Origin of the sequence: Streptomyces sp. NPDC051740 (assembly GCF_044453165.1) — a bacterium.
Lineage (GTDB): Bacteria > Actinomycetota > Actinomycetes > Streptomycetales > Streptomycetaceae > Streptomyces > Streptomyces atrovirens.
Map to the genome: position 1 here is coordinate 250,116 of NZ_JBITCL010000007.1, position 24,742 is coordinate 274,857.

Annotated in this window: 26 protein-coding genes and 1 pseudogene; 11 read left to right on the plus strand and 16 right to left on the minus strand. The window is 72.9% G+C overall.

The window, feature by feature from the left end:
• Positions 1-356: 356 nt before the first annotated feature.
• Positions 357-1,700 carry an FG-GAP repeat protein gene (locus ACIA6T_RS14750; protein WP_399446875.1) on the minus strand — a complete coding sequence of 448 codons (1,344 nt, stop codon included), beginning with the start codon at positions 1,698-1,700 and terminating at the stop codon, positions 357-359.
• Between the two features lie 222 nt (positions 1,701-1,922).
• On the opposite strand from ACIA6T_RS14750, the gene ACIA6T_RS14755 reads away from it, so the two are divergent.
• Entirely contained in the window at positions 1,923-2,483 is a 561-nt protein-coding gene (locus tag ACIA6T_RS14755) for a DinB family protein (protein WP_399446876.1), read from the plus strand.
• A gap of 38 nt (positions 2,484-2,521) precedes the next feature.
• On the opposite strand, the pseudogene ACIA6T_RS14760 reads toward ACIA6T_RS14755, so the two are convergent.
• A pseudogene (locus ACIA6T_RS14760) lies at positions 2,522-2,623 on the minus strand (DNA alkylation repair protein); the annotation flags it as partial.
• 188 nt (positions 2,624-2,811) lie between these two features.
• Here ACIA6T_RS14760 and ACIA6T_RS14765 point away from each other — a divergent pair.
• The 3 genes from ACIA6T_RS14765 (at position 2,812) to ACIA6T_RS14775 (ending at position 4,766) form a co-directional block, all read left to right on the plus strand.
• Positions 2,812-3,267, plus strand: a complete 456-nt coding sequence (locus tag ACIA6T_RS14765; protein ID WP_399446877.1) for a hypothetical protein — start codon at positions 2,812-2,814, stop codon at positions 3,265-3,267.
• Between the two features lie 176 nt (positions 3,268-3,443).
• Positions 3,444-4,421: an alpha/beta fold hydrolase gene (locus tag ACIA6T_RS14770; RefSeq protein WP_399446878.1), complete on the plus strand. Its 978-nt coding sequence runs from the start codon at positions 3,444-3,446 to the stop codon at positions 4,419-4,421.
• Between the two features lie 99 nt (positions 4,422-4,520).
• Entirely contained in the window at positions 4,521-4,766 is a 246-nt protein-coding gene (locus tag ACIA6T_RS14775; RefSeq protein ID WP_399446880.1) for a hypothetical protein, read from the plus strand.
• A gap of 5 nt (positions 4,767-4,771) precedes the next feature.
• On the opposite strand, the gene ACIA6T_RS14780 is transcribed toward ACIA6T_RS14775, so the two are convergent.
• Genes ACIA6T_RS14780 through ACIA6T_RS14790 form a run of 3 tightly spaced genes read right to left on the minus strand, consistent with a single transcriptional unit; the run spans position 4,772 to position 6,625 of the window.
• Positions 4,772-5,584 carry a hypothetical protein gene (locus ACIA6T_RS14780; RefSeq protein ID WP_399446881.1) on the minus strand — a complete coding sequence of 271 codons (813 nt, stop codon included), beginning with the start codon at positions 5,582-5,584 and terminating at the stop codon, positions 4,772-4,774.
• Between the two features lie 51 nt (positions 5,585-5,635).
• Positions 5,636-6,145: an HAD domain-containing protein gene (locus tag ACIA6T_RS14785; protein WP_399446882.1), complete on the minus strand. Its 510-nt coding sequence runs from the start codon at positions 6,143-6,145 to the stop codon at positions 5,636-5,638.
• A 12-nt stretch (positions 6,146-6,157) separates the two neighbouring features.
• Positions 6,158-6,625 carry a DUF2000 family protein gene (locus ACIA6T_RS14790; protein ID WP_385050591.1) on the minus strand — a complete coding sequence of 156 codons (468 nt, stop codon included), beginning with the start codon at positions 6,623-6,625 and terminating at the stop codon, positions 6,158-6,160.
• On the opposite strand from ACIA6T_RS14790, the gene ACIA6T_RS14795 reads away from it, so the two are divergent.
• Positions 6,624-7,421 carry a helix-turn-helix domain-containing protein gene (locus ACIA6T_RS14795; RefSeq protein WP_399446883.1) on the plus strand — a complete coding sequence of 266 codons (798 nt, stop codon included), beginning with the start codon at positions 6,624-6,626 and terminating at the stop codon, positions 7,419-7,421. The genes ACIA6T_RS14790 and ACIA6T_RS14795 overlap by 2 nt on opposite strands.
• Positions 7,422-7,445: 24 nt before the next feature.
• On the opposite strand, the gene ACIA6T_RS14800 is transcribed toward ACIA6T_RS14795, so the two are convergent.
• The 3 genes from ACIA6T_RS14800 to mshA all read right to left on the minus strand — a co-directional run bounded on the left by ACIA6T_RS14800 (position 7,446) and on the right by mshA (position 10,200).
• Positions 7,446-8,252 (minus strand): hypothetical protein, encoded by an 807-nt coding sequence (locus ACIA6T_RS14800; RefSeq protein WP_399446884.1) that lies wholly within the window; start codon positions 8,250-8,252, stop codon positions 7,446-7,448.
• Positions 8,253-8,363: 111 nt separating this feature from the next.
• Positions 8,364-8,870: a YbjN domain-containing protein gene (locus ACIA6T_RS14805; RefSeq protein ID WP_399446885.1), complete on the minus strand. Its 507-nt coding sequence runs from the start codon at positions 8,868-8,870 to the stop codon at positions 8,364-8,366.
• Positions 8,863-10,200: a D-inositol-3-phosphate glycosyltransferase gene (gene mshA / locus ACIA6T_RS14810; RefSeq protein ID WP_399446886.1), complete on the minus strand. Its 1,338-nt coding sequence runs from the start codon at positions 10,198-10,200 to the stop codon at positions 8,863-8,865. Before mshA ends, ACIA6T_RS14805 begins: the two co-directional genes overlap by 8 nt.
• A gap of 206 nt (positions 10,201-10,406) precedes the next feature.
• On the opposite strand from mshA, the gene ACIA6T_RS14815 reads away from it, so the two are divergent.
• From ACIA6T_RS14815 to ACIA6T_RS14825, 3 genes are all read left to right on the plus strand, one after another.
• Positions 10,407-11,225 carry a class I SAM-dependent methyltransferase gene (locus ACIA6T_RS14815; RefSeq protein ID WP_399446887.1) on the plus strand — a complete coding sequence of 273 codons (819 nt, stop codon included), beginning with the start codon at positions 10,407-10,409 and terminating at the stop codon, positions 11,223-11,225.
• A 188-nt stretch (positions 11,226-11,413) separates the two neighbouring features.
• Positions 11,414-12,508 carry an NlpC/P60 family protein gene (locus ACIA6T_RS14820; protein ID WP_399446888.1) on the plus strand — a complete coding sequence of 365 codons (1,095 nt, stop codon included), beginning with the start codon at positions 11,414-11,416 and terminating at the stop codon, positions 12,506-12,508.
• A 336-nt stretch (positions 12,509-12,844) separates the two neighbouring features.
• A complete protein-coding gene (locus ACIA6T_RS14825; RefSeq protein WP_399446889.1) occupies positions 12,845-14,212 on the plus strand; it encodes a PP2C family protein-serine/threonine phosphatase in 1,368 nt (455 codons plus the stop codon).
• Between the two features lie 131 nt (positions 14,213-14,343).
• Here ACIA6T_RS14825 and ACIA6T_RS14830 read toward each other — a convergent pair whose 3' ends face one another.
• From ACIA6T_RS14830 to ACIA6T_RS14840, 3 genes are all read right to left on the minus strand, one after another.
• A complete protein-coding gene (locus tag ACIA6T_RS14830) occupies positions 14,344-14,676 on the minus strand; it encodes a DUF2516 family protein (RefSeq protein WP_399446965.1) in 333 nt (110 codons plus the stop codon).
• Positions 14,677-14,804: 128 nt separating this feature from the next.
• Complete coding sequence (locus ACIA6T_RS14835; RefSeq protein WP_399446890.1) at positions 14,805-15,422, minus strand: hypothetical protein; 618 nt, start codon at positions 15,420-15,422, stop codon at positions 14,805-14,807.
• A gap of 78 nt (positions 15,423-15,500) precedes the next feature.
• On the minus strand, positions 15,501-15,965 hold the full coding sequence (locus ACIA6T_RS14840) for a helix-turn-helix domain-containing protein (protein ID WP_399446891.1): 465 nt from the start codon (positions 15,963-15,965) through the stop codon (positions 15,501-15,503).
• 121 nt (positions 15,966-16,086) lie between these two features.
• On the opposite strand from ACIA6T_RS14840, the gene ACIA6T_RS14845 reads away from it, so the two are divergent.
• Both ACIA6T_RS14845 and ACIA6T_RS14850 read left to right on the plus strand, forming a co-directional pair.
• Positions 16,087-16,611: an ATP-binding protein gene (locus ACIA6T_RS14845; RefSeq protein WP_399446892.1), complete on the plus strand. Its 525-nt coding sequence runs from the start codon at positions 16,087-16,089 to the stop codon at positions 16,609-16,611.
• Between the two features lie 583 nt (positions 16,612-17,194).
• Complete coding sequence (locus ACIA6T_RS14850) at positions 17,195-17,827, plus strand: glyoxalase (protein WP_399446966.1); 633 nt, start codon at positions 17,195-17,197, stop codon at positions 17,825-17,827.
• A gap of 226 nt (positions 17,828-18,053) precedes the next feature.
• Here the strand turns inward: ACIA6T_RS14850 and ACIA6T_RS14855 are convergent, their stop codons facing one another.
• The gene (locus ACIA6T_RS14855) at positions 18,054-19,283 is read right to left on the minus strand and encodes an aminotransferase class V-fold PLP-dependent enzyme (RefSeq protein WP_399446893.1); all 1,230 of its coding nucleotides are present in this window, start codon (positions 19,281-19,283) and stop codon (positions 18,054-18,056) included.
• Positions 19,284-19,452: 169 nt separating this feature from the next.
• Complete coding sequence (locus tag ACIA6T_RS14860) at positions 19,453-19,797, minus strand: winged helix-turn-helix transcriptional regulator (RefSeq protein ID WP_399446894.1); 345 nt, start codon at positions 19,795-19,797, stop codon at positions 19,453-19,455.
• Positions 19,798-19,847: 50 nt separating this feature from the next.
• Here ACIA6T_RS14860 and ACIA6T_RS14865 point away from each other — a divergent pair, with 50 nt between their 5' ends.
• Positions 19,848-20,735: an NAD(P)-dependent oxidoreductase gene (locus ACIA6T_RS14865; protein ID WP_399446895.1), complete on the plus strand. Its 888-nt coding sequence runs from the start codon at positions 19,848-19,850 to the stop codon at positions 20,733-20,735.
• 7 nt (positions 20,736-20,742) lie between these two features.
• On the opposite strand, the gene ACIA6T_RS14870 is transcribed toward ACIA6T_RS14865, so the two are convergent.
• The 3 genes from ACIA6T_RS14870 to ACIA6T_RS14880 all read right to left on the minus strand — a co-directional run bounded on the left by ACIA6T_RS14870 (position 20,743) and on the right by ACIA6T_RS14880 (position 24,622).
• A complete protein-coding gene (locus ACIA6T_RS14870; RefSeq protein ID WP_399446896.1) occupies positions 20,743-22,770 on the minus strand; it encodes a HelD family protein in 2,028 nt (675 codons plus the stop codon).
• A 40-nt stretch (positions 22,771-22,810) separates the two neighbouring features.
• The gene (locus tag ACIA6T_RS14875; RefSeq protein WP_399446897.1) at positions 22,811-23,437 is read right to left on the minus strand and encodes a TetR family transcriptional regulator; all 627 of its coding nucleotides are present in this window, start codon (positions 23,435-23,437) and stop codon (positions 22,811-22,813) included.
• Positions 23,438-23,518: 81 nt separating this feature from the next.
• On the minus strand, positions 23,519-24,622 hold the full coding sequence (locus tag ACIA6T_RS14880) for a phosphotransferase (RefSeq protein ID WP_399446898.1): 1,104 nt from the start codon (positions 24,620-24,622) through the stop codon (positions 23,519-23,521).
• Positions 24,623-24,742 lie beyond the last annotated feature (120 nt).

Genomic DNA, 24,742 nt, shown 5'->3' on the forward strand with positions numbered 1-24,742 from the left:
GTGAGGGACACACCGGTCCAAGGCAGAGTCCCCACCCGAGTTGCCTCGGGACGAAAGGGCCGCTCGGTTGGGGTGCGCCGCATGACCGAAGCCCCGGCTCGTCCCGAGTGCAGCCAGTCCATGAGGTCCGCCGGCTTCATCCTCTCTCGGCGGGAGGACGACGGCCGACGGGCCTGCCGGACGCCATGGAGGTGTACCCGTCGGCATGTCTGGTGGGGCTGGGCCGACCGGCCGGACGAGCCTTTGTGGGCGCACCCCGGCCGTGCGCACCGACAAGGCGGCTCACCTGGACGGTCGGGGTCCGCCGGCCCGGGAGGAGGCGTCCCCCCGAGCCGCGGCCCCACCAGGCCCGAGGGCTACTCCACGAAGTCGGACCAGACCGCCTGCTGGATGCCGGATCCCGTGATGCCTCCGGAGGAACCGCGCAGGCGGAGGTAGTCGGTGAAGAGGTCTGCGTAGCCGTCGCGGTCGGAGTCGCGCAGGCGCAGGCCCTCGCCGAAGGACTCGCCGGCTTCCAGGCCGCCCGGCACACCCGAGGTGTTGCGGTCGATGAACTGCGACTTGGAGCCGGTGAGCCCGGAGGCGCTGCCGCGGAGGATGTGGACGGCGCCGGCGTCGGCGTGTTCGCCGATGTCCTCTCCGGGGACGGCGACGGCGAGGTCCGGATAGCCGTCGCGGTCGACGTCGCCGACGGAGATCCGGGCGCCGAAGCGGTCGCCCCTCTCCATGCCGCCGGAGACGCCCGCGGTGTTCTGGTTGACGCGGGTGACGCTGCCGGGGCCGCTGGAACCACCGCGCCAGACGAGGACGCCGCCCGCGCCGTTGGCGTTGGGGTGGCCGAGGGCGATGTCCCCGTAGCCGTCCTTGTCGAAGTCGGCGATCCGGGCGTCGACCTCCCAGCTGGTGTCCTCACCGGTGCCCATCCTGTAGGTCTTGCCCCGGGTGAGCGTGCTTCCGCCGCGGATGAACCAGGCGCCGGTGACGGTGTGCTCGTCTCCGTCCACCGCGCCGACGACCACGAGGTCGGAGGCCTTGTCCTTGGTGACCCGTCCGGCGGTCAGGTGCTCGGCGAACACCCTGTCGTTGCTGAGCTTGGTGACCTTGCCGCTGAAGCCGGACTTGGCGAACGAGCCGGTGTACACGTGCGCGGTGCGGTCGTTGATCAGGGCCAGGTCGGGCTTGCCGTCGCCGTTGAAGTCACCGGCGACGAGGTCGAGACCCATCTGGCCGTACTTCCCGGGTGCCTTGTTCGGGACGGTGGTGCCTCCGGACAGGCCCTTCGCGGACCCCCAGAGGATCGTGGTCGCACCCTGCTCCTCGTTCGCGCCGATGTCCTCGCCGTAGACGCCGACGGCCAGGTCGCCGTATCCGTCGCGGTTGAAGTCGGCGGCCGCCAGCTCGTTGCCGAAGCTGTCGTCCCACTCGTTGGCGCCGGGGACGCCCGCGCTGTTCTGTGTGATGTTCTGCTTGTGCCCGTTCGGTCCGGTGGCCGTGCCGTAGATGACGCCGACGGTTCCGGAGCCGTCGTTGCCCGCGTCGGTGACGCTCTGTCCGTAGGCGTAGTCGCGGTAACCGTCACCGTTGAAGTCGTCGGCGTACTTGGCGGGGGCCGCGGACGCGGTGGGGGCGGCGAGGAGCGGCGTGCAGAGCGCCGCCACGAGTGCGGAAGCGGCTGCGAGGGCGGTACGCGAGGAGGGCATGATTCTCCGAGGTCCGAGAAGCGTCCTGTGGACGGACACTTGAACTGCGATCTTGGACGCGTACGGACCGTCAACGGTTGTACGCCGACCACGACCGCTTTCCCCGGCTCCGGACGAGGCGGTGCGGCTCAAGACCTCCGTGGAAGTCGGGGACCGCCCTGACATCACCGCCGCCGCGATATTCGCTTGCGGCCCGGGGCGCCGCTCAGCATCGTGAGCCCGGTGAGCGATGCGCCGGAGCGGTGGAGCCAGGCCAGTGTCCACCCCGACATGTGGGCGGACCCCGACGACGATCCCCGGGAGAGTGACGGGGCCGGGCCGGAGGGTGAGTTGGCGACGCTGCGGGACTACCTGCGGAGTTACCGGCTGACCCTGGAGATGAAGTGCGAGGGGTTGAGCCCGGAGCAGTTGGCGTGCCGGTCGGTGCCGCCGTCGACCATGTCCCTGCTGGGGCTGGTCCGGCATCTCGCGGAGGTGGAGCGGGACTGGCGGGGCTGGCTCCGGCCCGGCGGACCGGAACCGAAGCTGTACGGGGCGCGTGACGCCGACTTCGACGGTGCCGTCGCCGATCAGGCGCTGGTCGACGGCGCCTTCGCCGACCTCGCCCGCGAACAGGCGGCCACCGACGCGGCGTTGGCCGAGTACCCGGACCTGGGCGCGCGGGTCGTCCAGGACGGCAGCTCCGTACGCGAACTGTGGGTCCACCGGATCGAGGAGTACGCCCGCCACTGCGGCCACGCCGACCTGCTGCGCGAGTGCGTCGACGGGCGGGTGGGGCAGTAGCCCGTGCGAGCGGTGCCCCGCCGATCCCCTCCCCCTGTCTACTCGCCCTGCTGTCGCCGCACCGTTCCGGCGATCCGGACCGGTGCGTACGGGGACGTGCAGCCCGGTGAGGTCGGGTAGTCCTTGAGCACCTCCAGTCGGGCCTCCTGTTCGTTCGGTACGGGAGCGGAGCACCATACTCCCGGCCGGGTGGCGCACGGGGAAGGCGAGGCGAGCCCCCGCGTCAGTCCCCTGAGTGGTTTAGCCGTCGCCCTCGGGAATCGAGGCCCGACCCCCCCTAATCTCCCTTTTTGTAGTCGTGTGACTACTTTCGGTGAAAGGTGGAGGGATGCGTCTCACATTCATGGGCCGGCTGGCGGCAACCGGTTCGGCAGTGCTGCTGCTGCTCGGGGGAGCGGCCGCCTCCGCACAGGCGGCGGCGCCCGGGCCCGTCCTGTACTCGATCGAGTTCTCCAACCCCCAGGAGCGCGACGACAACGACCTGCCCGAGCCCTACGGGAGGGTCTGGCTGCAGGCACCGTGGGGCCAGGAGACCGCCCTGTGGGAGCACCCGGACGTCGGCGTCTACACCCCCACCCTTCCGCGCTACCCGGACTCGGGCCCCTACGAGGTGAGGTACGCCGACCACCCCGTCACCGAGCTGTGCGCCTTCGTGGACGAGGACGACACGGGCATCAACGACGACGACGTCCTCGCCGCCGGCTGTGTGCCGGTCACGGGCCCCGGCCAGTACACCGTCACCGGCGAGGACGGGTCGGTCACCGTCACCCTGTACGACGTCTGACGCCTCCGCCCGACTCATCGCCCCCGCCCTCGCCATGGCCTCACAGGTTCCGGTGAGGGCGGGACGGACCGGGTCGCGGTCGGCGGGTTTGCCGGATCGGCAAACCCGCTCGGGCCTTCGGGGCGGTCTTCCGCATGATCGAGGCACGGAAGACCAGCGGGCCCGGAGGAGGGCGCATGCATCAGGAAGCCACGGAGATCACGCACCGGCTGATTCCCTCGCCGGCCGGGCGGATCCATCTCGCGGAGCAGGGAAGCGGGCCGCTGGTGCTGCTCGTACACGGGTTTCCGGAGTCCTGGTACTCCTGGCGCCACCAGCTGCCGGCCCTCGCCGCGGCGGGGTACCGCGCGGTCGCCGTCGATGTGCGTGGCTACGGGCGCTCCTCCAGGCCGGCCGCGACGGAGGCGTACCGGACGCGTGCCCTGGTGGAGGACAACGTCGCCGTGGTGCGCGCCCTGGGCGAGGAGTCGGCGGTGGTCGTCGGACACGACTGGGGCTCGGTCATCGCCGCGAACTCCGCGCTGCTCGCGCCGGACGTGTTCCGCGCGGTGGGGCTGCTGAGCGTCCCCTACACCCCCCGCGGCGGGCCCCGCCCCCGTGACGTCTTCGCCGGGATGGGCGGCGACGAGGAGTTCTACGTCTCGTACTTCCAGGAACCGGGCCGCGCCGAGGCGGAGATCGAGCCCGACGTACGGGGCTGGCTCGCGGGCCTCTACGCGGCGTTGTCCGCCGACACCATGCCCGCACCCGGCGCTCCCGACCCGCACTTCGTCGGCAGGGGCGGGACCATGCGCGACCGGTTCCCCGCGGGCCGGCTGCCCGGCTGGCTGAGCGAGCGGGACCTCGACGTCTACGCCGGGGAGTTCGAGCGGACGGGGATGACCGGCGCGCTCAACCGCTACCGGAACATGGACCGCGACTGGGAGGACCTCGCCGCCTTCGACGGCGCCCCGATCCCTCAGCCGTCGCTGTTCGTCGGTGGCCGCCAGGACGCCTCCATGACCTGGCTGGCCGACGCGATCGAGGCGTACCCGGTGACGCTGCCGGGCCTGGTCTCCTCGCACCTGCTCGACGGCTGCGGCCACTGGATCCAGCAGGAACGCCCCGACGAGGTCAACCGGCTCCTGACCGAGTGGCTGGCCGCCCTGTCGTGACGGCTTCGTGTCCCGTGGTCGGCGGACGGTTCACCTCCGCCGGGTATCCACCTGACCGGACGCACTCGCGTCGCAGGCCGGTCGTCACGGGGGGATGTCATGAGAGGACCGCGCGGGACCGTACTCACGGCGTCGGCGCTGCTGTGCGCGCTGCTGCTCGCGGGCTGCGCCGAGCCCGACCGGACGGAGATCGTCACGTGGACCGACGAACACGGCCGGGCCTGTACGGGCGTGGCGGTGGTCGACTCCGAGGACGGTGACCGCGAGGTGACCGCCATCGACTGCGACTACCCGCCGGAGGGCAGGCGGCCGGGCCGCGAGACCTCCGCCCCGCTGCCCGGCTGAGGAGCTCACGGCGTGACGGCGGTCAGGCGCATGCACGGGTCCGTTCCGTACGGGTACCACCACGGACTGTGGTCACCGGCGGCCAGGCGGTCGATCGCGACCAGGGCGTCCGACGCCGTCTTGCAGCGGGGATGGCGGGTGGCGAAGGCGGCGACGCGGGGGCGCTGGGTGGGGAGCCAGGCGGTGATGAGTCCGGGGTCGCCGTCGTACCACCACGTGAAGTCGAAGTCCTCCCAGAGCAGGTCGGTCGCCCAGTCGAGGGTGAGCCGGACCAGGCCGGCGTCCGCCGCCGGGCCGGGGAGGGCGGCGAGGTGGTCCAGCCAGGGCCGCAGGTCGCCCGTCGCATGGGCGATGCCTTCGACCAGGTCCGTGACGCTTCCCGGGGGTCGGCCGTCGGTCAGGGCGATGGCGAGCAGCGCGTGGAACGCCTGCTCGACGGCGGCGCGTTCGGGCGCGGGCCAGTCGGTCAGTCCGGCACCGTAACCGGCCAGGTGACCGATCTCCAGGTCCGGGTCGGTGCTCTCGCCGCCCGGGCCCCAGTGGCGCAGGGCGCGTGGCATGAGGCGGCGCCACAGGATGGGGTACTGCTCCTCGTCCCAGTGGCTGACGGTCTCGCGCAGGAAGTGGCCGAGGACGTCGTCCGGTACGGCGTCGGGGTCGCCGCCGAGCGTGCGGAGCTCCGACTCCGGGGTGCAGTACGTGCAGCCGAACACCGGACGGTCGAGTCCGGGGGGTGACGCGAAGACCCGGTCGGCCTCGGCGAGCGCGTGGCGCCACATCGCGTACGGATCGACGGCGACGGCGCGGGGGTCGGACATGTCGGCCTGCCACGGGGACTCCGCACAGGGGGCCTGGCGAAGAGCGCGACGTTACCAGCCGGGAGGGAGGGTGCGCAGCCACTCCCGTACCGCCGTGAAGTCCGCCTCCGTCAGGCCCTTCGCCGGGTCCACCCGGTGGAGCAGTGCCGGGGCCGGGTGGGCCGCTTCGGTCCACGCGCGGTCCGTCTCGCCGATCTCGTCGTCCAGCCAGACGAAGGGGCGCCGCCCGGCCCACTCCACGAGGGGGCGGGTCTTCCAGTGGAGGCCGCGTGGTGCGGGAGTGTCGTCGTCCTCCGGCCAGGAGACCGTCGGCAGTCGCGGCAGGCCGAGGCGTGGGGCGATCGTGTCGTTCGCCTCGTACTGCCAGGTCGTCGCCCACACCAGCTCGCAGGGGAGGGTGAGCAGGCGTGCGCCCACCGTGGGGTCGAGGCGGGTCAGCAGGGGGTTCCCGGAGTCCGTGAACGGTCCCCGCGCGGGTGCGCCGGAACCGGAGCCGGAGCCGAAGGGGATCAGAGGGCCGTCCACGTCCAGGAAGAGAACCGGGCGGGGCTCACTGCTCATGCGGTCAGCGTCTCACGGGTGCATCCTGGCCCCCTTCAGGACCTTGTCCACCGCGTTCCTCGGGCCGTGGAGCGACAGGCCCACCAGGTCCAGGTCCGCCGTGCCCACGGCGCGGACCGCCGCGCGGTTGGCCTCGTCGTGGCCCGTGGCGAACAGGTCGGAGGTGAAGACCGCGCGGGGCAGGGCGCGGGAGAGGGCGCGCGTGTGGGCCGCCTTCAGCACCTCCTTCGTGCCCTGGAAGACCAGGACCGGCTGGCGGAACATCGGCAGGTACGGCACGTCGTCCGCGTCCTCGTAGGGTGCGCCGATCAGCTCGGGGAGCCGGGTGCCCAGGCCGCTGACCAGGAACGCGGTGACGTTGAGGCGCTGCCAGGGTTCCAGGTCCTCGCGCAGCAGTACGGCGATCTTCGTGTCGAAGCGAGTGCTCATGCCCTGAGACTGCCGATCGGGGCCGGCCCGCGTCTTGTACGTTGTTTGCATGTCCTCCCGGGCGAGCGTGTCCGCCTGGCGGCCCCGTGTCCCGGGCGTCGTCGAGGTGTTCCACGCCCGCTTCACCGAGTACGCCTACCCGATGCACGTCCACGACGCCTGGACGCTGCTCATCGTGGACGACGGCGCCGTACGGTACGACCTCGACCGGCACGAGCACGGCACCCCGCACGACACCGTGTCCCTGCTGCCGCCGCACGTTCCCCACAACGGGGCCCCCGCCACCCCAGACGGCTTCCGGAAACGGGTGCTCTACCTCGACACCGGCCATCTCCCCGACGGTCTCATCGGGGCCGCCGTCGACCGGCCCGATCTGCGCGATCCCCTGCTGCGGCGGCGTGTCGGGCAGGTGCACTCCGCGCTCGTGCGGCCCGGGGACGAGCTGGAGGCCGAGAGCAGGCTGACGCTGGTCGGGGAGCGGTTGCGGGAGCATCTGCGGTCCCGGGAGGTCCTCGGCGCGCCCCGGCGGGACCCCGTGCTCGCGCGGCGGCTGCGGGAGCTGCTCGACGAGCGGGTCGTGGACGGGGTGAGCCTGGCGGAGGCCGGCGGGACGCTGTCCGCCCACCCCGCGCACCTCGTACGGGCGTTCAGCGGGGCCTACGGCATCGCGCCGCACCAGTACCTGATGTCGCGCCGGGTCGGCCGCGCCCGGCGGCTGCTCCTGGAGGGACGGTCACCGAGCGAGGTCGCCGTCGCGACCGGCTTCTACGATCAGGCGCATCTCACGCGCCACTTCCGCAAGTTGGTCGGGGTCACGCCGGGGCGTTACCGCGCGGTGGGCCGGTAGCCGCCGCCACCGGCCCCGCGCGGGTCACTTCACGTCGACGTAGTCGCCCGCCGCCGTCGCCCCGCCCGTCGTGGACGTCTCGCCGAAGGTCCAGCGCCAGTAGCCGTCGGTGGTGGCCTTCACGGTGGTCTTCAGGGAGCCCGTGGAGTTCGCCCGTACGGTCTTGACCGTCGTGTAGGTGCTGGTGCCCGCCTTGCGGAACTGGAGCTTGGCCAGCTTGCTCCCGTAGCCGACGTACGCCTCCTTGCCCCAGTCGGCGCGGGTCAGCCTGCCCGTCACGGTGAGCGTCTTGTTCCTGGCGACCGGTTCCGGCGAGGCGTTGACCGTGGCCCGCGCGGCACGCTTGACCTGGACCGTGCCGAGGCCGGTCAGGTTCTCCTCGGCCTTGAGCCTGGTCTCGCTCCCGGGGGCCCAGAGGCGGATGTTGGCCGCGATCTTCCAGGTGGTGGCGTCCTTGGTGGAGTCCAGGGTCCAGCGGGGGTCGATGTAGAGATCGCCCTCGACGTCCGCCGAGCCGGGGGTGTCGTCGTAGTAGATGACGTGGCCCGTGCGGATGCCGCTCTCCGCGCCCTTGGCGGCCGTGGTGTCGTGGTACAGGAACGGGAACGCGGTGACGTCCTGGGACGAGTAGCCCGCGGGCCAGGTCATGCGGAAGCTGAGGCTGGGGTACTTCTCCTCGGAGATGCCCACGACGATGGGCTTGCCCTTGTTGACGACCATGTTCGTCACCGTGACGCCGGTGTCGGCCGCCTGTGCGGGCGTCGCGGTGAGCACCCCGAGGGCGAGCGCTCCGGTGAGCGCGGCCGTCAGGGTGGATCTGCCTGTGCGCATGCACGTCTCTCTTCATGCATGGGACCCCTGAGACCGGGGCCCGGATCGCGGCAGACTAACAGCCCGCGGCCGTACGCACGTTCGGTGCCCGTGCCGTGACCTGCGCGGTCGTCACTCGCCCGAGGGGCGCCGCAGCAGGTGTGCGAACGCGTCCAGGTTGCGGGTGGACTCGCCGCGCGACACCCGCCAGTCGTACTCCTTGCGGATCGCCGAGGCGAAACCGAGCTCCAGGAGGGTGTTGAAGCTGCCGTCGGCGGCCTCCAGGACCTGGCCGAGGAGGCGGTCGAGTTCCTCCGCGGTGACGGCGGCCAGGGGCAGGCGGCCGGTGACGTAGATGTCGCCGAGCGGGTCGACGGCGTAACTCACGCCGAAGAGCTTGAGGTTGCGCTCCAGGAGCCAGCGGTGGACGCCGCTCTCGTTCTCGTCGGGGTGGCGGATGACGAAGGCGTTCAGGGAGAGCGTGTGCCGGCCGGCGATCAGGGACACGGTGGTGGAGAGCTTGCGGGTGCCGGGGAGTTTCACCACGTAGCTGCCGGGCGCGGGACTCTCCCACTCCAGCTCGGCGTCCTTCAGGACGTCCTCGATGACCCGCGTTGCCTCCGTCGCCTTGTCAGCCATGGTGGGAGCGTACGTGACGGCGGTGGGACTGGGTCGCGGCCGTGTAGACGTCGGCGGTGGCCGCGGCGGAGGTGTCCCAGCCGAAGGACCGGGCGTGCCGGGCGGCGGCCTCGCCCATGCGGTCGGCGAGGTGCGGGTGGTCGGCGAAGTCGCGCAGCACGCGCGCGTAGGCGTCGGGGTCGTGGCCCTGGACGAGGAAGCCGGTGTGCCCGTCCCGTACGGCCACCGGGAGGCCGCCGACCGCTGCCGCGAGCACCGGGGTGCCGGCGGCCTGCGCCTCTATGGCGACCAGTCCGAAGGACTCGCTGTAGGACGGCATGACGAGCACGGACGCCGCGCGGAACCAGTCCGCGAGCTGCTCCTGCCCGACGGGCGGGCAGAACCGTACGACGTCGGCGATGCCGAGCCGCGCGGCGAGCTTCTGCAGCCCCTCCGGCTTGGCGAGGCCGCTGCCGCTGGGGCCGCCGACGACGGGGACGCAGATGCGTGAGCGCAGCTCGGGGCGTTCGCCGAGCAGGGCGGCCACCGCGCGGAGGAGCACGTCGGGGGCCTTGAGGGGCTGGATGCGGCCCGCGAAGAGCGGGATCAGGGCGTCCTCGGGGAGGCCGAGGCGGGCCCGCGCGGCGGCGCGGCCGTCGGCCGGGCGGAAGCGGGAGAGGTTCACGCCGGGGTGGACGACGGCGACCTTGCCGGGGTCGGCCGCGTAGTGCCGTACGAGTTCGTCGGCCTCCTCGGCGGTGTTGGCGATCAGCCGGTCGGCGGCGGCGACGATCTGGGTCTCGCCGATGACGCGCGCGGCGGGCTCGGGCGTGTCGCCGACGGCCAGGCTGGCGTTCTTGACCTTGGCCATGGTGTGCATGGCGTGCACCAGGGGCACGCCCCAGCGCTGGGCGGCGAGCCAGCCGACGTGGCCGGAGAGCCAGTAGTGGGAGTGGACCAGGTCGTAGTGGCCGGGGCGGTGGTGGGCCCAGGCCTGCATCACTCCGTGGGTGAAGGCGCAGAGCTGGGCCGGGAGCTCCTCCTTGGCGAGGCCCTCGTAGGGGCCCGCGTCGACGTGCCGGACGAGGACGCCGGGGGCGAGTTCGACGGTGGGCGGGAGGGCGGCGGTGGTCGCGCGGGTGAAGATCTCGACCTCGATGTTGATCGCGGCGAGGCGCTGCGCGAGCTCCACGATGTAGACGTTCATGCCGCCCGCGTCGCCGGTGCCCGGCTGGTGGAGCGGGGAGGTGTGCACGGAGAGCATCGCCACGCGACGGGGCCTGCGGTGCAGCCGCAGCCGTGGGGACACGGCGGGGGAGCGCCGTCCGAGCCTCGCGATGTACTGGCTCACGTGGCGTTCCTCCTCGCTGCGGGCGTGGCTGGCGGAGGGCGTGCGGCCCTCGGCGAGGTCAACGTCCGAAAACCGCTTCCTCATTTCCGGACGACGTCTCCGGTTCGGTTTTTTGCCGAACCATTACCGAATGTCGCTCAACCGTTCGAGAGTGGGCCGCGTCACCCCCATCGGTGCCGTTCCCGGGTACCCGCATACTCGTCCGTATGACAGCCCGCGCCACTCCCCGCCCCGTAGGCACGGTGACGCGCGGGACGACCAACCCCAACCGCCTGCGCCGCATGGACCGCTGGATCGCGGCCACGCACGGCGCGGAACTGCGCCGCGCGGCCGATCCCGTCGCCGTCGACCTCGGCTACGGCGCGGCCCCCTGGACGGCGGTCGAACTGCTGCACCGGCTGCGCACCTCGGCACCCCGCGCGCGGGTGACGGGCGTCGAGATCGAACCGGCCCGGGTCGCGGCGGCCCGGCCCTACGAGCGCGAGGGGCTGGCCTTCCTCCGCGGCGGCTTCGAGGTCCCGGTTCCCGGACGGCCGGTGCTGGTCCGCGCGGCGAACGTGCTGCGCCAGTACGACGAGGCCGAGGTCGCCGCCGTGTGGCGGCGGCTGTGCGCGCGGCTCGCCCCCGCCGACCCGGCGACCGGCTCGCGCGGCGGACTGCTGGTCGAGGGGACCTGTGACGAGATCGGGCGCCGGCACGTATGGGTCGCCCTCGGCCCCGAAGGGCCGCGCACGGTCACCTTCGCGACCCGCCTCGGCTCCCTGGAGCACCCCTCCGAGCTGGCGGAACGCCTGCCGAAGGCGCTCATCCACCGCAACGTGCCGGGCGAACCGGTGCACGCCTTCCTGCGCGACTTCGACCGCGCCTGGGCCGCCGCCGCGCCCTATGCCTCGTACGGCGCGCGGCAGCGCTGGATCCGGGCGGTGCGGGACCTCACGGCCGACTGGCCGGTGTCGGACGGGCCGGGGCGGTGGCGGCAGGGGGAAGTGACGGTGCGGTGGGAGGCGCTGGCGCCGCGGGGGTGACTCCGGGGCGGCACGGAGCGGGAACGATCCGCGTGAGTCGTTCGTCACACGGGCGGGATGATCACTGCGCCGGAGATGCCGGGGCGCGGGACACAGGGTGTACTCCCTCTGTCGTTTCGCGCGTCGGCATGACAGCATCCACCGGGCGACCACAAGTTACCGACGGTTAATCAACGGGGGTGCGAGTCATGGAGACGGCCAAGCGCGGGTTGCTCACGGCGGCTGTGACCGTGGTCTGCGCGGTCACCGTACTGGCCCTGCCCGGTACGGCGTTCGCGGCCCCCGCTCCCCCGCCGTCCCCGGGCACGACCGCGAGCGTCACCGTGGTCCCCGACCAGGACAAGGAACTCGAGGCCGTACGCGAGAAGCTCGACAAGCTCTATCGCGCGGCGGCCGTCGCCACCGAGGAGTACAACGCCGCCGAGGAGAAGGCACGGCAGCAGTCCGCCCAGATCGTCCGGCTGGCGAAGAAGATCGTCGAGGGCCGGGAGAGACTGGACGAGCTGAAGGCCCGCGCGGGTGCCGCGGCCGCCGCCCAGTACCGCGGCGGCGGACTTCCGCCCGAGGCCCACCTGATGCTGAGCGACGACCCGCAGGATTTCCTCGACGGCGCGGGCCGGGTGCGCCAGGGCGAGCACGCGACCAGGGGCCTGCTCGGGGAAATGACCCGCACCCAGCAGGACCTGGAGCAGTACGCGCAGGACGCCGAAGCGCAGATGACGAAGCTGGAGGCGGGCCGCAAGACCAAGGCCGAGGCGCAGAAGAAGATCGAGGAGCGGATCGAGGCGGCCGAGAAGGTCGAGTCCGAGCTGGAGCAGGTGGAGAAGGAGCGCCTGGCCCTGCTGGAGAAGCGGGCCGCCGCCGAGGCGCAGGCCTCGTGGCTGGGCTCCGGCATCCTCGACGAGATCAGGGGCAAGGCGACGGAGCAGGGCGCGAAGGCCGTCGCGTACGCCACCGCGCAGATCGGGAAGCCGTACCAGTGGGGCGCCGAGGGGCCGAACACGTACGACTGCTCCGGACTGACCTCCCAGGCCTGGATCTCGGCCGGGCGGAGCATGCCGCGCACCTCGCAGGCGCAGTGGAAGCAGCTCGAGCGCGTCGACATCAAGGACATGCTCCCCGGTGACCTCGTCATCTACTTCGACGACGCCAGCCACGTGGGGATGTACGTCGGGGACGGCATGATCGTGCACGCCCCGCGCCCGGGACGGACGGTGACGCTCGCGGGGGCCGGAACGATGCCGATCCTCGGGGTGGTACGTCCGGACGCGGACGCGAACTGAGCGGTTCGCACCCTCCTGGCCGGCCGCTCAACACCCCGGTGACATGCGCCATGTGACCCAGTACACGTCGATCTTTCCGCCAAACCCCCTGCGGACGTGACGTTCGTCATCCCCGTGGTGCCTTCAGGCTGTCCAACTGCGGTAGCAAACGCGGCATATGACGGGGGTCGATGGCGGAGCGGCGTGGTTCACACCATTCCGCTGCGGCGCCGTCAGCCGCTATGGTCCCCGTTCGAAGGGGGCATCCCCTGCTCGCACCCGGAGGTGGGAGCAGGACACAGGCCTGTGGCCGAAGCCCCCACCGTGCCCTCGGGGGGAGGGAAGGAACCCGCAACAATGCCCGCACCCGTACCGCGGCAGAGAGCGATCCCGGCCGCGGAAGGTGGTCAGGCGCCGACCGCCGCACCGAACGGCGGCTCCGCCCAGGACTCCTCGGAGACCAGGGTGACGGCCCCGCGCGCGGCGGACCCGTCCGAGCACACCGCGGACCGGGCCGGCACCGCGCCGGACCGGGCCGAGACGGCCGCCCACACCAACCTCACACTGCTGCTGATCGAGGACGACCCCGGCGGGTCGCCGATCGTGCCGGAGCTGCTCGACCAGTCCGGCAAGCCGATCCGCGTCCGCACCGCCCGCAACCTCACCGAGGCCGAGCGGCTGCTGACCGACGACGTCCACTGCATCCTGCTGGACCTCGCGCTGCCCGCGCCCGGCCGGGCGGGCGACGCCGACGACGAGCTCGCCGTGCTCAAGCACGTCCTGGAGCTCGCGCCCCGGCACGCCGTCCTCGCGCTCACCGGCGCCGACGACACCGAGCGCGGCGCCGAGGCCGTACGGGTGGGCGCCCAGGACTACCTCGTCCGCGACGAACTGGACGGCCGGCTGCTGAGCCGGGCGATCCGGTACGCGGTGGAGCGCAAGCGGTCCGACTCCGCCGAGCGGCGGCTCGCCGAGGGCCGTGTGCGCGCCCAGGAGAACCGCCGGCTGGAACGCGGCCTGCTGCCCACCCCGCTGCTGGACGGCTCCCCGCTGCGGTTCGCCGCCCGCTACCGCCCCGGCCGCTCCCGCGCGCTGCTCGGCGGGGACTTCTACGACGTCGTCCGCACCCCGGACGGCACCGTGCACGCCATGATCGGCGACGTCTGCGGGCACGGCCCGGACGAGGCCGCGCTCGGTGTGGAGCTGCGCATCGCCTGGCGCGCGCTGACCCTGGCGGGACTCTGCGGCGACCAGCTCCTCGGCACGCTGCAGCAGGTGCTGGAGCACGAACGGTCGGACGACGAGATCTTCGCGACCCTGTGCACGGTGGACATCGCGCCGGACGGCCGTCGGGCGGGCCTGTGCCTGGCCGGCCACCCGTCACCGCTGCTCGCCCGCCCCGGGCACCCCGCGCGGCTGCTGCCGTACGACAACAACGGCCCGGCGCTCGGCCTGCTGCCGGGCGCCCGCTGGCCCCGGATGCAGGTGGAGCTGGGCGCCGAGTGGAGCCTGATGCTCTACACCGACGGCCTGATCGAGGGCAGGGTCGGCGACACCGGGGAGCGGCTCGGCCAGGACGGCATGGTGGAGATGATCCGCCGCCAGCTCTCCGAGGGGCTGCGCGGGGAGGAGCTGCTGCGGACCGCCGTCAACGAGGTCCGGGACCTCAACGGGGGCGAGCTGACGGACGACGTGGCGGTGCTGCTGCTGGACCGGGCGGTGTGAGCGGGAGCCGTCCGTCCGGGGTGTGCCGTATGCCGGGTGCCGGTCCGTCGGGGCCGGCGGCGCCCACGCGGCGGTAGCCGCGCGTCGCCACGGTCCCGCGCCCCTTTCAAGGGGGCGGGACCGCCTTCGGGTCAGCGACCGCCGTTGTACGGCCCGTAGGGACCGTCGCTGCTGGAGCCCCTGCGGGGGCGTCCGCCGCCGGACAGGCCGCGGAGGGCGGGGCGGACGTCGACCATGTACACGATGGTCGCGATCAGCCCGATGATCGGCAGGAACGACAGGATGTTGAAGATCAGGTTCACCACGAAGGCGAGGGCGAGGATGATCAGCCAGAACGGCTTGGTCTTCTTGTCGGCCGCGCGGTAGGCGTCCTCACGGCGCGTGGCGGCGTCGATCAGCGCGAAGCCGCTGAACACGATCAGGGCCATGCTCAGCAGCCACATGAACCCCGCGAAGCCCTGCATCAGCACAACGTCCACCACCAGACTCGGCTCGTCCTCTACGCCGTCACCGTACCCGCAACCACCGGCCGGCTACCCGGACAACGGGCCGGGCACCGCGAGAGTGCCCGGCCCGTCCGGTTCCGTCCCGCCTACTTCGCGGGCGGAGTCGTCTTCTTCGCCGTGGTCTTGCGGACCGGGGCCTTCTTGGCGGCGGCGGGCTTCTTCACCGTGACGGACTCGGCGGCGGGCCTGTCGTCCTTGACCTCGACCGGCTCGACCGGCTCCGGCCGGGGCGCGGGCTTCGGCTCGGCCGCCGACGGCTCGACGGCGACGGCGATGTCCTCGATGCCCTCGGCGGCGTCGCCGCGCCAGGTCCTCACGGCCTGCTCGCCGTGCTCGGCGACCTTCTCGTAGGCCTCCCGGGCCTTGACGGCGTACTCGGCGGCGATGCCGACCCCGCGCAGCGCGAGGTCCTGGGCGTTCTCACCGAGCTTCTTCAGGTCGGTGTCGAGCGAGCCGAAGAGCTCGCCGACCTTGGTCTGGAGGTTCTCCTGCGTCTCCCGGACCCGGACGGTCGCCCGCTCCTGGACGGCCTTGGGGTCGGTGTTGCGCACGGCCTCGATACGGGCCGGGGCCTCGGTGCGCAGCTGCTCCACCAGGGCCGGCACCTTCTTGGCCTGCTGCAACGCGAGGTCGGCGGTGCCGGCGGCGAAGTAGAGCGGGGTCGGGTCGCTGAAGGTCTTGCGCAGGTCGTCGGTGATGGCCATGGTGATGGTCCTCCCGGATTCGTTTTCGGCTGAGGGTTCTGTGTGGTCCGCGGCGGGCGGCCGGTGCCCTGGTCCGGCTCAGCCGGCCGTCCGCCGCGGACCGCTGTCACTGTCGCTGTCGTCGGCCGTGCCGTCCGCCGGGGCGTCGACGGCCTCGGGATCCCCGGGCGTCGCCTCACCGTCCTCGGCGCTCCCAAACCCGTTCTCCTTGCGGAACGACTCGTAGATCTGGAGCAGCACCTGCTTCTGACGCCCGGTCAGCGTGGGATCGGCGAGGACGGCGGCCCGCGTCTCGACCTCGGACCGGTCCCGCTCGGCGTCGAGGATGCCGGCCCGGACGTACAGCGTCTCGGCGGAGATCCGCAGCGCCTTGGCGACCTGCTGCAGCACCTCCGCGCTCGGCTTGCGCAGTCCGCGCTCGATCTGGCTGAGATACGGATTGGACACCCCGGCGGCGTCGGCGAGCTGCCGCAGCGACAACTGCGCACTGCGCCGCTGCTCGCGCAGGTACTCACCGAGATTGCCGACGTTGAGCGATGCCATACCCCCACCGTGCCCCACCTCGCTAACTATTGCAAGCACCTGCTTGCAATAGTGCGCCACGGCACAGACGGATCCCGGAGAACACCGAAGCCGTACCGGACGGGGCACTGGCGTGGGGCCCATGATCGTGTGGATCGACGGCACCCACGGCGCGGGCAAGACGACGACCGGCGCGCTCGTGCGGCGGCTGCTCCCGGACTCACGGGTGTTCGACGCCGAGAAGGTCGGCGAGACGCTCATGGACATCACGCCGGGGCTGCCCTGGACGGGCAACTTCCAGCACTGGCCGCCGTGGCGGCCGCTCGTGGTCGAGACCGCCCGCCACGTACTCGACTACACCGGCGGCACCCTGGTGATGCCCATGACGGTCCTGGTCGAGGAGTACTGGCGCGAGATCAGCACGGGCCTCGCGCGCCATGCCATCCCGGTACGCCACTTCGTCCTCCACGCCGACCAGGACACCCTCCGCGGGCGCATCGCGGGGGACACGGTCCTCGGCCCGGACTCCCCGTTCCGTCTCGGCCACCTGGAGCCCTACGCCGAGGCGGCCCGCACCTGGCTGCACGACGAGGCCGAGGTCGTCGACACCACCCACCTCACACCCGCCGAGGCGGCCCTGCGGATCGCGGAGGCCGTCAAGGGCTGAGCCGCCCGTTGTCAGTGGCATCGGCGAGGATCCGGACATGACTGCGACCGCCGCCGACACACGGGACCTCCTGGACGACGTACACACCGGCGCCGCCTGGATCGCCCGCGCGCTCGACAGCGCCGGGTACCGGGCGGACTTCACGCCCACGAGCCTGCGGGACGTCGAGCGCTTCATGGCCGAGCACAGCGACCACGGGATCGCGGTGGCCGACGGCCTCCTCGCGACGGACCTGGGGCCACGCCTGTTCGCCCTCGGCGCCTACCTCGGGGAGACGGTCCGGCGCAGCGCCGGCGGGGCCTGGGAGGCCGACGACGAGGACCCGCACAGCGAGGTGGACCTCAGGCTCCGCCTCCCCGACGGCTCCGTCATCTGGCCCGTCCAGCGCGTGGTCAAACGCTTCCGGCACGGCCACGAGGACAGCATCGTCGGCTACGCGATGGGCCTGGACCTGCAACTGTCCGCACCGGCGCGGCGGCGTCATGGCCACGGCACCGCCGGCCGGACGGCCACGCCGGGGCCGGAGGAGACCGGTCAGGAATCGAGAAGCCCCAAGAGGCGGAGGGCTCCTAGCGTGGAGGGCATGACATTCATCGACAGTGTGACGCTCGACGTGGCCGACACCGAGGCCGCACGCCGGTTCCAGTCCGCGGCCTTCGGGCTGGACTCGCAGATAGGGCTGCGCGCCTCGGAGGAGGCCACGAGCGGGTTCCGCGGGTTCACCCTGGGGCTCACGGTGTCCCAGCCGGGTGACGTCGACAGCCTCATCGGTACCGCCGTGGAGGCCGGTGCCGTACCGCTGAAGCCGGCCGCGAAGTCGCTCTGGGGGTACGGGGGCGTCGTACAGGCCCCGGACGGGACGATCTGGAAGGTCGCGACCACGGCGAAGAAGGACCGCGGCCCCGTCACCCGGCGGATCGACGAGATCGTGCTGCTGCTCGGCGTCGCGGACGTGGCCGCGAGCAAGCGGTTCTACGTCGGGCGGGGCCTCGCCGTGGCGAAGAGCTTCGGCGGTACGTACGTCGAGTTCGCCGGCGGGGAGTCGAGTCCCCTCAAGCTGGCGCTGTACCGGCGCCGTGCCCTCGCCAAGGACCTCGGCGTCTCCGCGGAGGGGAGCGGATCGCACCGGCTGGTGATCGGTGGTGGTGCGGATGCCTTCACGGACCCGGACGGGTTCGCCTGGCAGGCCGCGTCGCCGGCCGCCATGACACCGTGACGGAGGCTCCGCCGCGCGGGACCCGAGAACGACACCGGCCTCTGGGCGGCACCCTCGGGCACCGCGTACGGCGTCCGTCCGATCCCGCTCCCGTTCCTCCGGGACGGGACAGCGTGCCCCGGTCACCGGCTGCGGCCTGCCGGCGGACGACCCGGCCTGGTGGAAGGCCTACCGGGACCGTCTGGAGCGTGTGGCGCGGGAGGCCTGACCAGTCGGCCCCGACGCCTCACCGCACCGCGCGGGCCCACGCGCCGAGCACGGGGACGCACCGCTCGGCGAAGTACTCGTAGTCCTCGGCGGTGTTGTAGACGTGCGCGGACAGCCGCAGATAGCCGGCTCCGCCGAAGCTGGTGAACGCCGCCTCGACACCCAGCTCGGCGGGGGCCCGGTCGCGCAGCGCGTCGGCCGCGAGGCGGCTGTCGGCGAGCCCGTCGGGCAGCCGCACCAGCCGCATGCCGGGCACGGGCATGCCGACGTCGACGGAGGCGTCCGCGCCGGTCAGCTCGGCGAGCGCGGCACCCACGACCCGCGCGCCGTAACCGGCCAGCTCGTCCATGTACCGGCGGGCGGCGGGCCAGCCCCAGGTACGGTCGACGAAGTCGAGGGCCGTCGCCGCGGCCAGGTGGTTGGTCGCGTCGACCGTGCCCTGCTGGTCGAAGCGGTCGGGGTACGGATCGGCGGCGCCCCACGAGTCGATCAGCGGGTACAGCCCGTCCCGCAGCGGACCGCGCGCCACCAGGGCCGCGGTGCCGCGCGGGGCGCACCCCCACTTGTGCAGATTGCCCGTCCAGAAGTCGCAGGTCAGCCCTTCGAGCGGCGCGTCGATCAGGCCGGGCGCGTGCGCGCCGTCCACGAGCAGCGGGACACCGCGCCGCCGCGCCTCGGCGCCGATCCGCTCCACCGGCAGCCGGCGGGCGGTCGCCGAGGTGACCTGGTCGACGACGACGAGCCCGGTGTCCTCGCCCATCTCGGCCATGACCGCCTCGTACGCCTGCTCCTCACCGGCGTCCAGCGGCACCCCGGCCGTACGCACCCGGCCGCCCCAGCGACGGGCCAGCCGCTCGGCACCCATCGTCACGGCGCCGTAGCCGTGGTCGGTGACGACGATCTCCCCGCCGCCCCGGCGCTCCAGGTTCGCGTACACGACACTCGCGCCGGCGCTCGCGTTCGGCACCAGGGCGAGGTCGCCGGGGTCCGCGCCGAGGAAGGCCGCGAGTTCGACCCGGGCCGCCGCGAGCCGCCGCGGCAGCTCGGGGAACCACACCACCGGCGCGCTCTCCATCCGCGCACGCAGCTCCTGCTGCCGCTCCTGCGCGGCCAGCGGTACGGCACCGAAGGAACCGTGGTTGAGATGGCGCAGGCCGGGATCCAGCGACCAGGCCCGTGCCGCCGGCCGGCCGTCGTCCAGCAGCAGGGGCCGGGGCGCGGTACCGACCCCGGTCTCGGTCTCGCTCACATGACTCCCCTCCGCGAAGAACATCGGATCCTAACTCGACCGCACGATCGCCACGGGGCCTCTTGAGGGGAGGCATACGCACTTTTTTGTACGTACTTGGCAACGTGACGGCGTGCGGCGAACCTGGATGCGGGGCGCCGGACAGGAAGGGAGCGGGAACGGCCGGCGGTCAGGAGGCCGGGGCCTCGGTCAGCCTCTCCAGGCGGCGGTGGCCCCAGTCGGACAGCGGCGCCAGCGCCTCGGCGAACTCGCGGCCGAACGCGGTCAGGGAGTAGACCGTCTTCGGCGGCAGCACGTCGTGCACCTCCCGGTGCACCAGTCCGTCCGTCTCCATCTCACGCAGCGCCTGGGTCAGCACCTTCTCGGTGAGGCCGGGCACCCGTCGGCGCAGTTCGGCCGGCCGGTGCGGGCCGGACTCCAGCAGCCACAGCAGCGTGGTCTTCCACTTGCCCTCGATCACGGCGATCGCGGCGGTCACCCCGCAGACGTCCGGATCGTGGCGCCGATGCACCATGCCGTGCCCCTTTCTTCAGTAATCGCGATAGACCTTAAGGGAGTTCATACATGTCTGAGCACATCGGCCGGCCCTCCGTCACCGTCCTCGGGCTCGGCCCGATGGGCCGCGCGCTGGCCGGCGCCTTCCTGGAGGCGGGTGTGCGCACCACCGTCTGGAACCGCACGCCCGGCCGGGACGCCGAGTTGACCGCCCGGGGCGCGGTCACGGCACCGTCGCCCGAGGAGGCGGTCGCCGCCGCCCCGCTCACCGTCGTCTGCGTGGTGAACTACGACGCCTCGGACGCCGTACTGCGCCAGGACGCCGTCACCGCCGCGCTCAAGGGCCGTACGGTGGTGAATCTGAGCGCCGACACCCCCGGCCGCGCCCGGGACACGGCCGAGTGGGCCGGCCGGCACGGCATCCGCTACCTGGACGGCGCGATCATGACCCCGACGCCGACCATCGGCACGGACGACGCGGTCTTCCTGCACAGCGGCCCCGAGGAGCTGTACCGGGAGCACCGGCCCGTCCTGGCGGCGCTCGGCGGCAGCCACACCCACCTCGGGGAGGAGATCGGCCGCGCGGCGGCGTACGACGTCGCGCTGCTCGACGTCTTCTGGACGGCGATGGCCGGCTACACGCACGCCCTCGCCGTGGCCCGCGCGGAGGGCGTCACCGCGACGGAACTCGCTCCCTTCGCCCACGGGATCGCCGCGATCCTGCCCCCGCTGTTCACCGAGTTCGCGGCCGACACCGACGCCGGCACGTACTCGGGCGAGCTGAACCCGATCACCTCGGCCGCGTCGACCATGGCCCACATCGTGCACGCCTCCGAGGCGCACGGCATCGACGCGAGCGTGATGCGGGTGATCGAGGGCCAGGCCCGCCGGGTCATCGCGCGGGGGCACGGCGGGGACGGCTTCAGCCGGGTCGCCGAGGTGCTCGCCCGTCGCTGACGGGACCCTAGAAGGGCAACTCCCGTGCCCGTACCACCTCCAGCCGGGACACCGCCCGCGTCAGCACCACGTACAGCCGGTGCAGCCCCCGCTCCTCGGCCTCCGCGATCGCCGCGGGTTCGACGGCCACCACATGGTCGTACTCCAGGCCCTTGACGACGCTCGCCGGCACCACGGCCACGCGTGCGCCCAGCACCTCCGGACCCGACGCCTCCACCCCCGCCCCGGCCAGCGCCCGCCGCAGCCGGGGCACGTCCGCGTCCGCCGCCACGACGCCGACGGACCCGTCCCGCTCCAGCGCGTCCCGTACGGCGGCCACGACCGCGTCCGGCACCGCACCCGGCGTGGCGACCCGCCGGGTGCGCAACTCGCCGTCGCCGCGCAGGGAGCGGGCCGCCGGGACGTCGACGTCGAGGCGTTCCAGGAGCCGGTTGGCGAGCGTGACCACCGCCCGCGGCACCCGGAAGCCGGTGGTCAGCGGGATCACGGCCGCGTCCGGCTTCCCCAGGTGCCGCAGCACCGCCGGCCACGAGCGGGCCGCCCAGGGGGTCGTCCCCTGGGCGAGGTCGCCCAGCACGGTGAGCGAGCCGAAGGCGGCCCGGCGGGCGATGGCCCGGCACTCCATCGGGGAGAGGTCCTGGGCCTCGTCGACCACGACGTGCCCGTACCCCTCGGGGTGCTCGACCAGCCCGGCGGCCTCGTCGAGCAGCACCAGGTCCGCGGCCGACCAGCGCGCCGACCTCCACGACCGCGGCGGCCCCGCCCACAGCACCGCCTTCTGCTCCCCGGCGTCCAGCACCCCCTCGGCGGCGACGGCCAGCGCCTCGGGATCGCCCAGCAGTCCGGCCACCACCTCCTCCGCCCGCGCACGCGGCCATACGGTGTCGACGTACGCCGACACCGGCCGCGCCCGCTCGATCCGGCGCACCCAGGCGGTGCCGCGCGGGCCGCCGCGCCGCTCGGCCCGCTCCCGCACGGCCCGCACGATCCGGGCCCGTACCCGCTCCCGCCCGACGCCGTACGGCGGTTCCCCGGCCCGTACGTCCGTCACGATCCGCGTCAGCTCGTCCGGCTCGACCCGCCAGCGGTATGAACCGTCGGGCACGGCGAGGGAGCCGGCCGGGCCGGTGCGCACCCGCGCGTACAGGGCCCGGTGCAGCACCTCGGCCATCCGGGCGTCGTGCTTGACGGCGGCGGCGCGCTCGTCGTCGGTGCCGGTGACCGGGTGCCGGGCGATCTCCTCGGCGAGGGTCGACTGCCGTACGCCGGTCTCGCCGAGGGCGGGCAGGACCTCGGAGATGTAGGAGAGGAAGGTGCGGTTGGGGCCGAGGACGAGCAGTCCGCCGCGCCGGATGCGCTGCGGGTGGGTGTAGAGCAGGTACGCCGCCCGGTGCAGGCCGACGGCGGTCTTGCCGGTGCCGGGGGCGCCCTGCACGCACACGGAGAGGCCCAGGTCCCCGCGGACGAGGTCGTCCTGCTCGGGCTGGATGGTGGCCGCGATGTCCCGCATGGGGCCGACGCGGGGCCGCTCGATCTCCCGGGCGACGATGCCGCCGGCCCGTTCCTCCCCCCGCTCCAGGTGTTCGTCCTCCAGGCCGGTCAGGTCGGCGGAGTCGCCCCGGCTGCCGGGCGCCCAGCCGAACCGCCGGCGTACGGCGACGCCCTGCGGGTCGCGGGCGGTGGCCTGGTAGAAGGCGCGGGAGACGGGTGCCCGCCAGTCGACGACGAGGGGCGGCGCGGCGGGGTGCTCGGTGATCCGCAGCCGTCCGACGTGGTAGCTCTGCCCCGCGTGGCCGGTGTCACCCCGCGCGAAGTCCAGCCGCCCGAAGAACAGCGGACCCGGGGGCAGTTCCCGCAGCTCCTTGGCGTGGCTGCGCAGCCGGTGTCCGAGGACCTCGGCGTCGGCTCCGGAGGCGGAGACGTCCTCGCCGGTGGTGACCCGCTCGTCGGCGCCGTCGGCCATGGCGGCGAGGGCTGTGCGGCAGCGGTCGTGGTGCGTGCGTTCCCGGTCGAGGGCGGGCTCGGGTGGTGTCATTCCACCGAGCGTACTAAATAAAGCAACCGAGTCACATTTTTTACTCGGTACCCTTCACTCGGTCCTGCAATCGCGGCAGCGTCTCCGCCAGCACCCCGAACGCCCGCCCGGCCGCCGCCACCGCGTCACCCCGTACGTCGTCGATCCGCTCCCCCGCCGCGATCCGCCGCCAGTTCTCCTGCGCGAGGATCCGCCGTACGGCGATGATCTGCCCCGCCGCCAGCCGCGCGTCGAGCCCGCCCCCGAGCGCCCCGGCCAGCGCCTCCTCGGCCCGCTCCAGATACCCGTACAGCCGCGCGACCAGCGCCGGTGTGCCGTACAGCAGCGTGTGGAAGGCCAGTACCTCGGGATCGTCGTTGAGCCCGGTGACCGGATCGCACCGCCGGAGCCCGTCCAGGAAGTGCCGCCGCAGCGCCTCGACCGGCGTCGGCCCCTCCGCGGCCACCCGGGCGGCCTCGCCCTCGTGATCGGCGATCCGGTACAGGACGAGGTCCTCCTTCACCGGGAAGTACCGGAAGAGCGTCGGCTTGGAGATCTCGGCCGCGGCCGCCACCTCGGCGACGGACACGGCGTCGAAGCCGCGCTCCAGGAAGAGCCGGACGGCGGTGTCCGACACGGTCCGGTACATCCGCCGCTTCTTGCGCTCCCGCAGGCCGATCTCACTCATGCGGCGAGCCTACGCACACGTCCACCAGGACGGCGGCGGGCCGCTCGGCCGCGCCGGCCCGCATGACGACGCGTGCCCGGGTCAGCCCGGGAAGACGTCCCCGGCCTTCCCGTGCTCCCCGCGCCAGCGCACGAGGGCGTCCGCGATACGGTCCGGGGCCGGCACGGAGGCGAGGCCCAGCGGGACGGCGGCCTCGGTCAGGACGCGGCGCAGCTTCCTTCCCGTGCCTTCCGGCCGACGCCGGCCGGTGCCCTGTCCGGGGTCCGGTGCCAGGGCCGCGCGGATGACGTCGGTGAACACGGACTGGGCCTTCTTGAAGTCCGTCAGCAGCCCCAGATCGCGCTGCCAGCCCTCCGAACCACCCGGGCGGACGTCTTCGACGGTGCTCACCCAGTGCCGGGTGAGCCTGCGGGCCTGCCACTCCGGATACCGCATGAGATACAGGTGGGTGGCCAGGTCGTAGAGCGGGTCGCCGACCATCGCGAGCTCCCAGTCGATGGTCCAGAGCCGTTGCCCGGAGTCGACGATGAAGTTCTCGCGGTGGAGATCGGCGTGGAGGAGGCAGAAAGGCCGCTCCGCCAGGCCCGACACGTGCTCCCTGAGGTTCTCGAACGCGTCCGCCCTCACGCCGAGTTCGTCGAAGAGCCCCGCGAACTCGTCGAGGTTCGACAGGTAGACGCTTTCCTCCGCGAAGGAGACGAGCCGATCGAGGAACCCGTTGGTGTCACCGTCCCGGGGGCGGTCCCTGGCTTCACAGCGCCGCTTGACGACGAGCGTCTCCGGCCTCACTCCGGCCAGCTCGCGGAAGAGACCGACGACCTGTCGGAGCAGCGGGCCGGGAACCGGAAGGCCGGACCTCCTCAGCGCGCCCAGCGTCCGGCCCTCGATGAACCGCTGCAGGCGCAAGCCGCCGAATTCCGTGATTCCCGGAATGCTGCTGATCCGACCGCTCAGCGCGGTCAGGAGCTGCTCCTCCGAGTCGAAACACCGCCGGTCGAACCAGAGCAGACCGGCGCGCGGCTCCCGGCACTTCCATCGTGTCGTCGCGGGCGCCCCCGCCTCGTCACCCAGGGGGAACACATAGGTCTCGTGGTGATAGCCCTGGAGCGGTCCCTCGACCGCACCCGGATTCCCGCAGGCCTCGATCGCGTGCTGCCGGGCAAGGGAAGGTGTTTCGGGTGACATGGGCCCGTTTCTCGCGTGCTGGACCCTTCCGCGGGTTACAGAAGTGGCAGTACGTTACCCCCGCCACCGCCGTACTTCCCGCCGGACCCGTCCGTCCACCGCACGCGTTCCCCCCGAAGG

Coding starts and splice junctions, on each gene's coding strand:
- ACIA6T_RS14840 (WP_399446891.1), bottom strand. CDS start 15,965: ATGGCATCGCTCAACGTCGGCAATCTCGGTGAGTACCTGCGCGAGCAG.
- ACIA6T_RS14800 (WP_399446884.1), bottom strand. CDS start 8,252: ATGCGCACAGGCAGATCCACCCTGACGGCCGCGCTCACCGGAGCGCTC.
- ACIA6T_RS14870 (WP_399446896.1), bottom strand. CDS start 22,770: ATGACACCACCCGAGCCCGCCCTCGACCGGGAACGCACGCACCACGAC.
- ACIA6T_RS14865 (WP_399446895.1), top strand. CDS start 19,848: ATGTCTGAGCACATCGGCCGGCCCTCCGTCACCGTCCTCGGGCTCGGC.
- ACIA6T_RS14780 (WP_399446881.1), bottom strand. CDS start 5,584: ATGTCCGACCCCCGCGCCGTCGCCGTCGATCCGTACGCGATGTGGCGC.
- ACIA6T_RS14860 (WP_399446894.1), bottom strand. CDS start 19,797: ATGGTGCATCGGCGCCACGATCCGGACGTCTGCGGGGTGACCGCCGCG.
- ACIA6T_RS14830 (WP_399446965.1), bottom strand. CDS start 14,676: ATGCAGGGCTTCGCGGGGTTCATGTGGCTGCTGAGCATGGCCCTGATC.
- ACIA6T_RS14825 (WP_399446889.1), top strand. CDS start 12,845: ATGCCCGCACCCGTACCGCGGCAGAGAGCGATCCCGGCCGCGGAAGGT.
- ACIA6T_RS14750 (WP_399446875.1), bottom strand. CDS start 1,700: ATGCCCTCCTCGCGTACCGCCCTCGCAGCCGCTTCCGCACTCGTGGCG.
- ACIA6T_RS14795 (WP_399446883.1), top strand. CDS start 6,624: ATGTCCTCCCGGGCGAGCGTGTCCGCCTGGCGGCCCCGTGTCCCGGGC.
- ACIA6T_RS14845 (WP_399446892.1), top strand. CDS start 16,087: ATGATCGTGTGGATCGACGGCACCCACGGCGCGGGCAAGACGACGACC.
- ACIA6T_RS14785 (WP_399446882.1), bottom strand. CDS start 6,145: ATGAGCAGTGAGCCCCGCCCGGTTCTCTTCCTGGACGTGGACGGCCCT.
- ACIA6T_RS14815 (WP_399446887.1), top strand. CDS start 10,407: ATGACAGCCCGCGCCACTCCCCGCCCCGTAGGCACGGTGACGCGCGGG.
- ACIA6T_RS14835 (WP_399446890.1), bottom strand. CDS start 15,422: ATGGCCATCACCGACGACCTGCGCAAGACCTTCAGCGACCCGACCCCG.
- ACIA6T_RS14790 (WP_385050591.1), bottom strand. CDS start 6,625: ATGCAAACAACGTACAAGACGCGGGCCGGCCCCGATCGGCAGTCTCAG.
- ACIA6T_RS14850 (WP_399446966.1), top strand. CDS start 17,195: ATGACATTCATCGACAGTGTGACGCTCGACGTGGCCGACACCGAGGCC.
- ACIA6T_RS14765 (WP_399446877.1), top strand. CDS start 2,812: ATGCGTCTCACATTCATGGGCCGGCTGGCGGCAACCGGTTCGGCAGTG.
- ACIA6T_RS14820 (WP_399446888.1), top strand. CDS start 11,414: ATGGAGACGGCCAAGCGCGGGTTGCTCACGGCGGCTGTGACCGTGGTC.
- ACIA6T_RS14875 (WP_399446897.1), bottom strand. CDS start 23,437: ATGAGTGAGATCGGCCTGCGGGAGCGCAAGAAGCGGCGGATGTACCGG.
- ACIA6T_RS14880 (WP_399446898.1), bottom strand. CDS start 24,622: ATGTCACCCGAAACACCTTCCCTTGCCCGGCAGCACGCGATCGAGGCC.
- ACIA6T_RS14805 (WP_399446885.1), bottom strand. CDS start 8,870: ATGGCTGACAAGGCGACGGAGGCAACGCGGGTCATCGAGGACGTCCTG.
- ACIA6T_RS14775 (WP_399446880.1), top strand. CDS start 4,521: ATGAGAGGACCGCGCGGGACCGTACTCACGGCGTCGGCGCTGCTGTGC.
- ACIA6T_RS14770 (WP_399446878.1), top strand. CDS start 3,444: ATGCATCAGGAAGCCACGGAGATCACGCACCGGCTGATTCCCTCGCCG.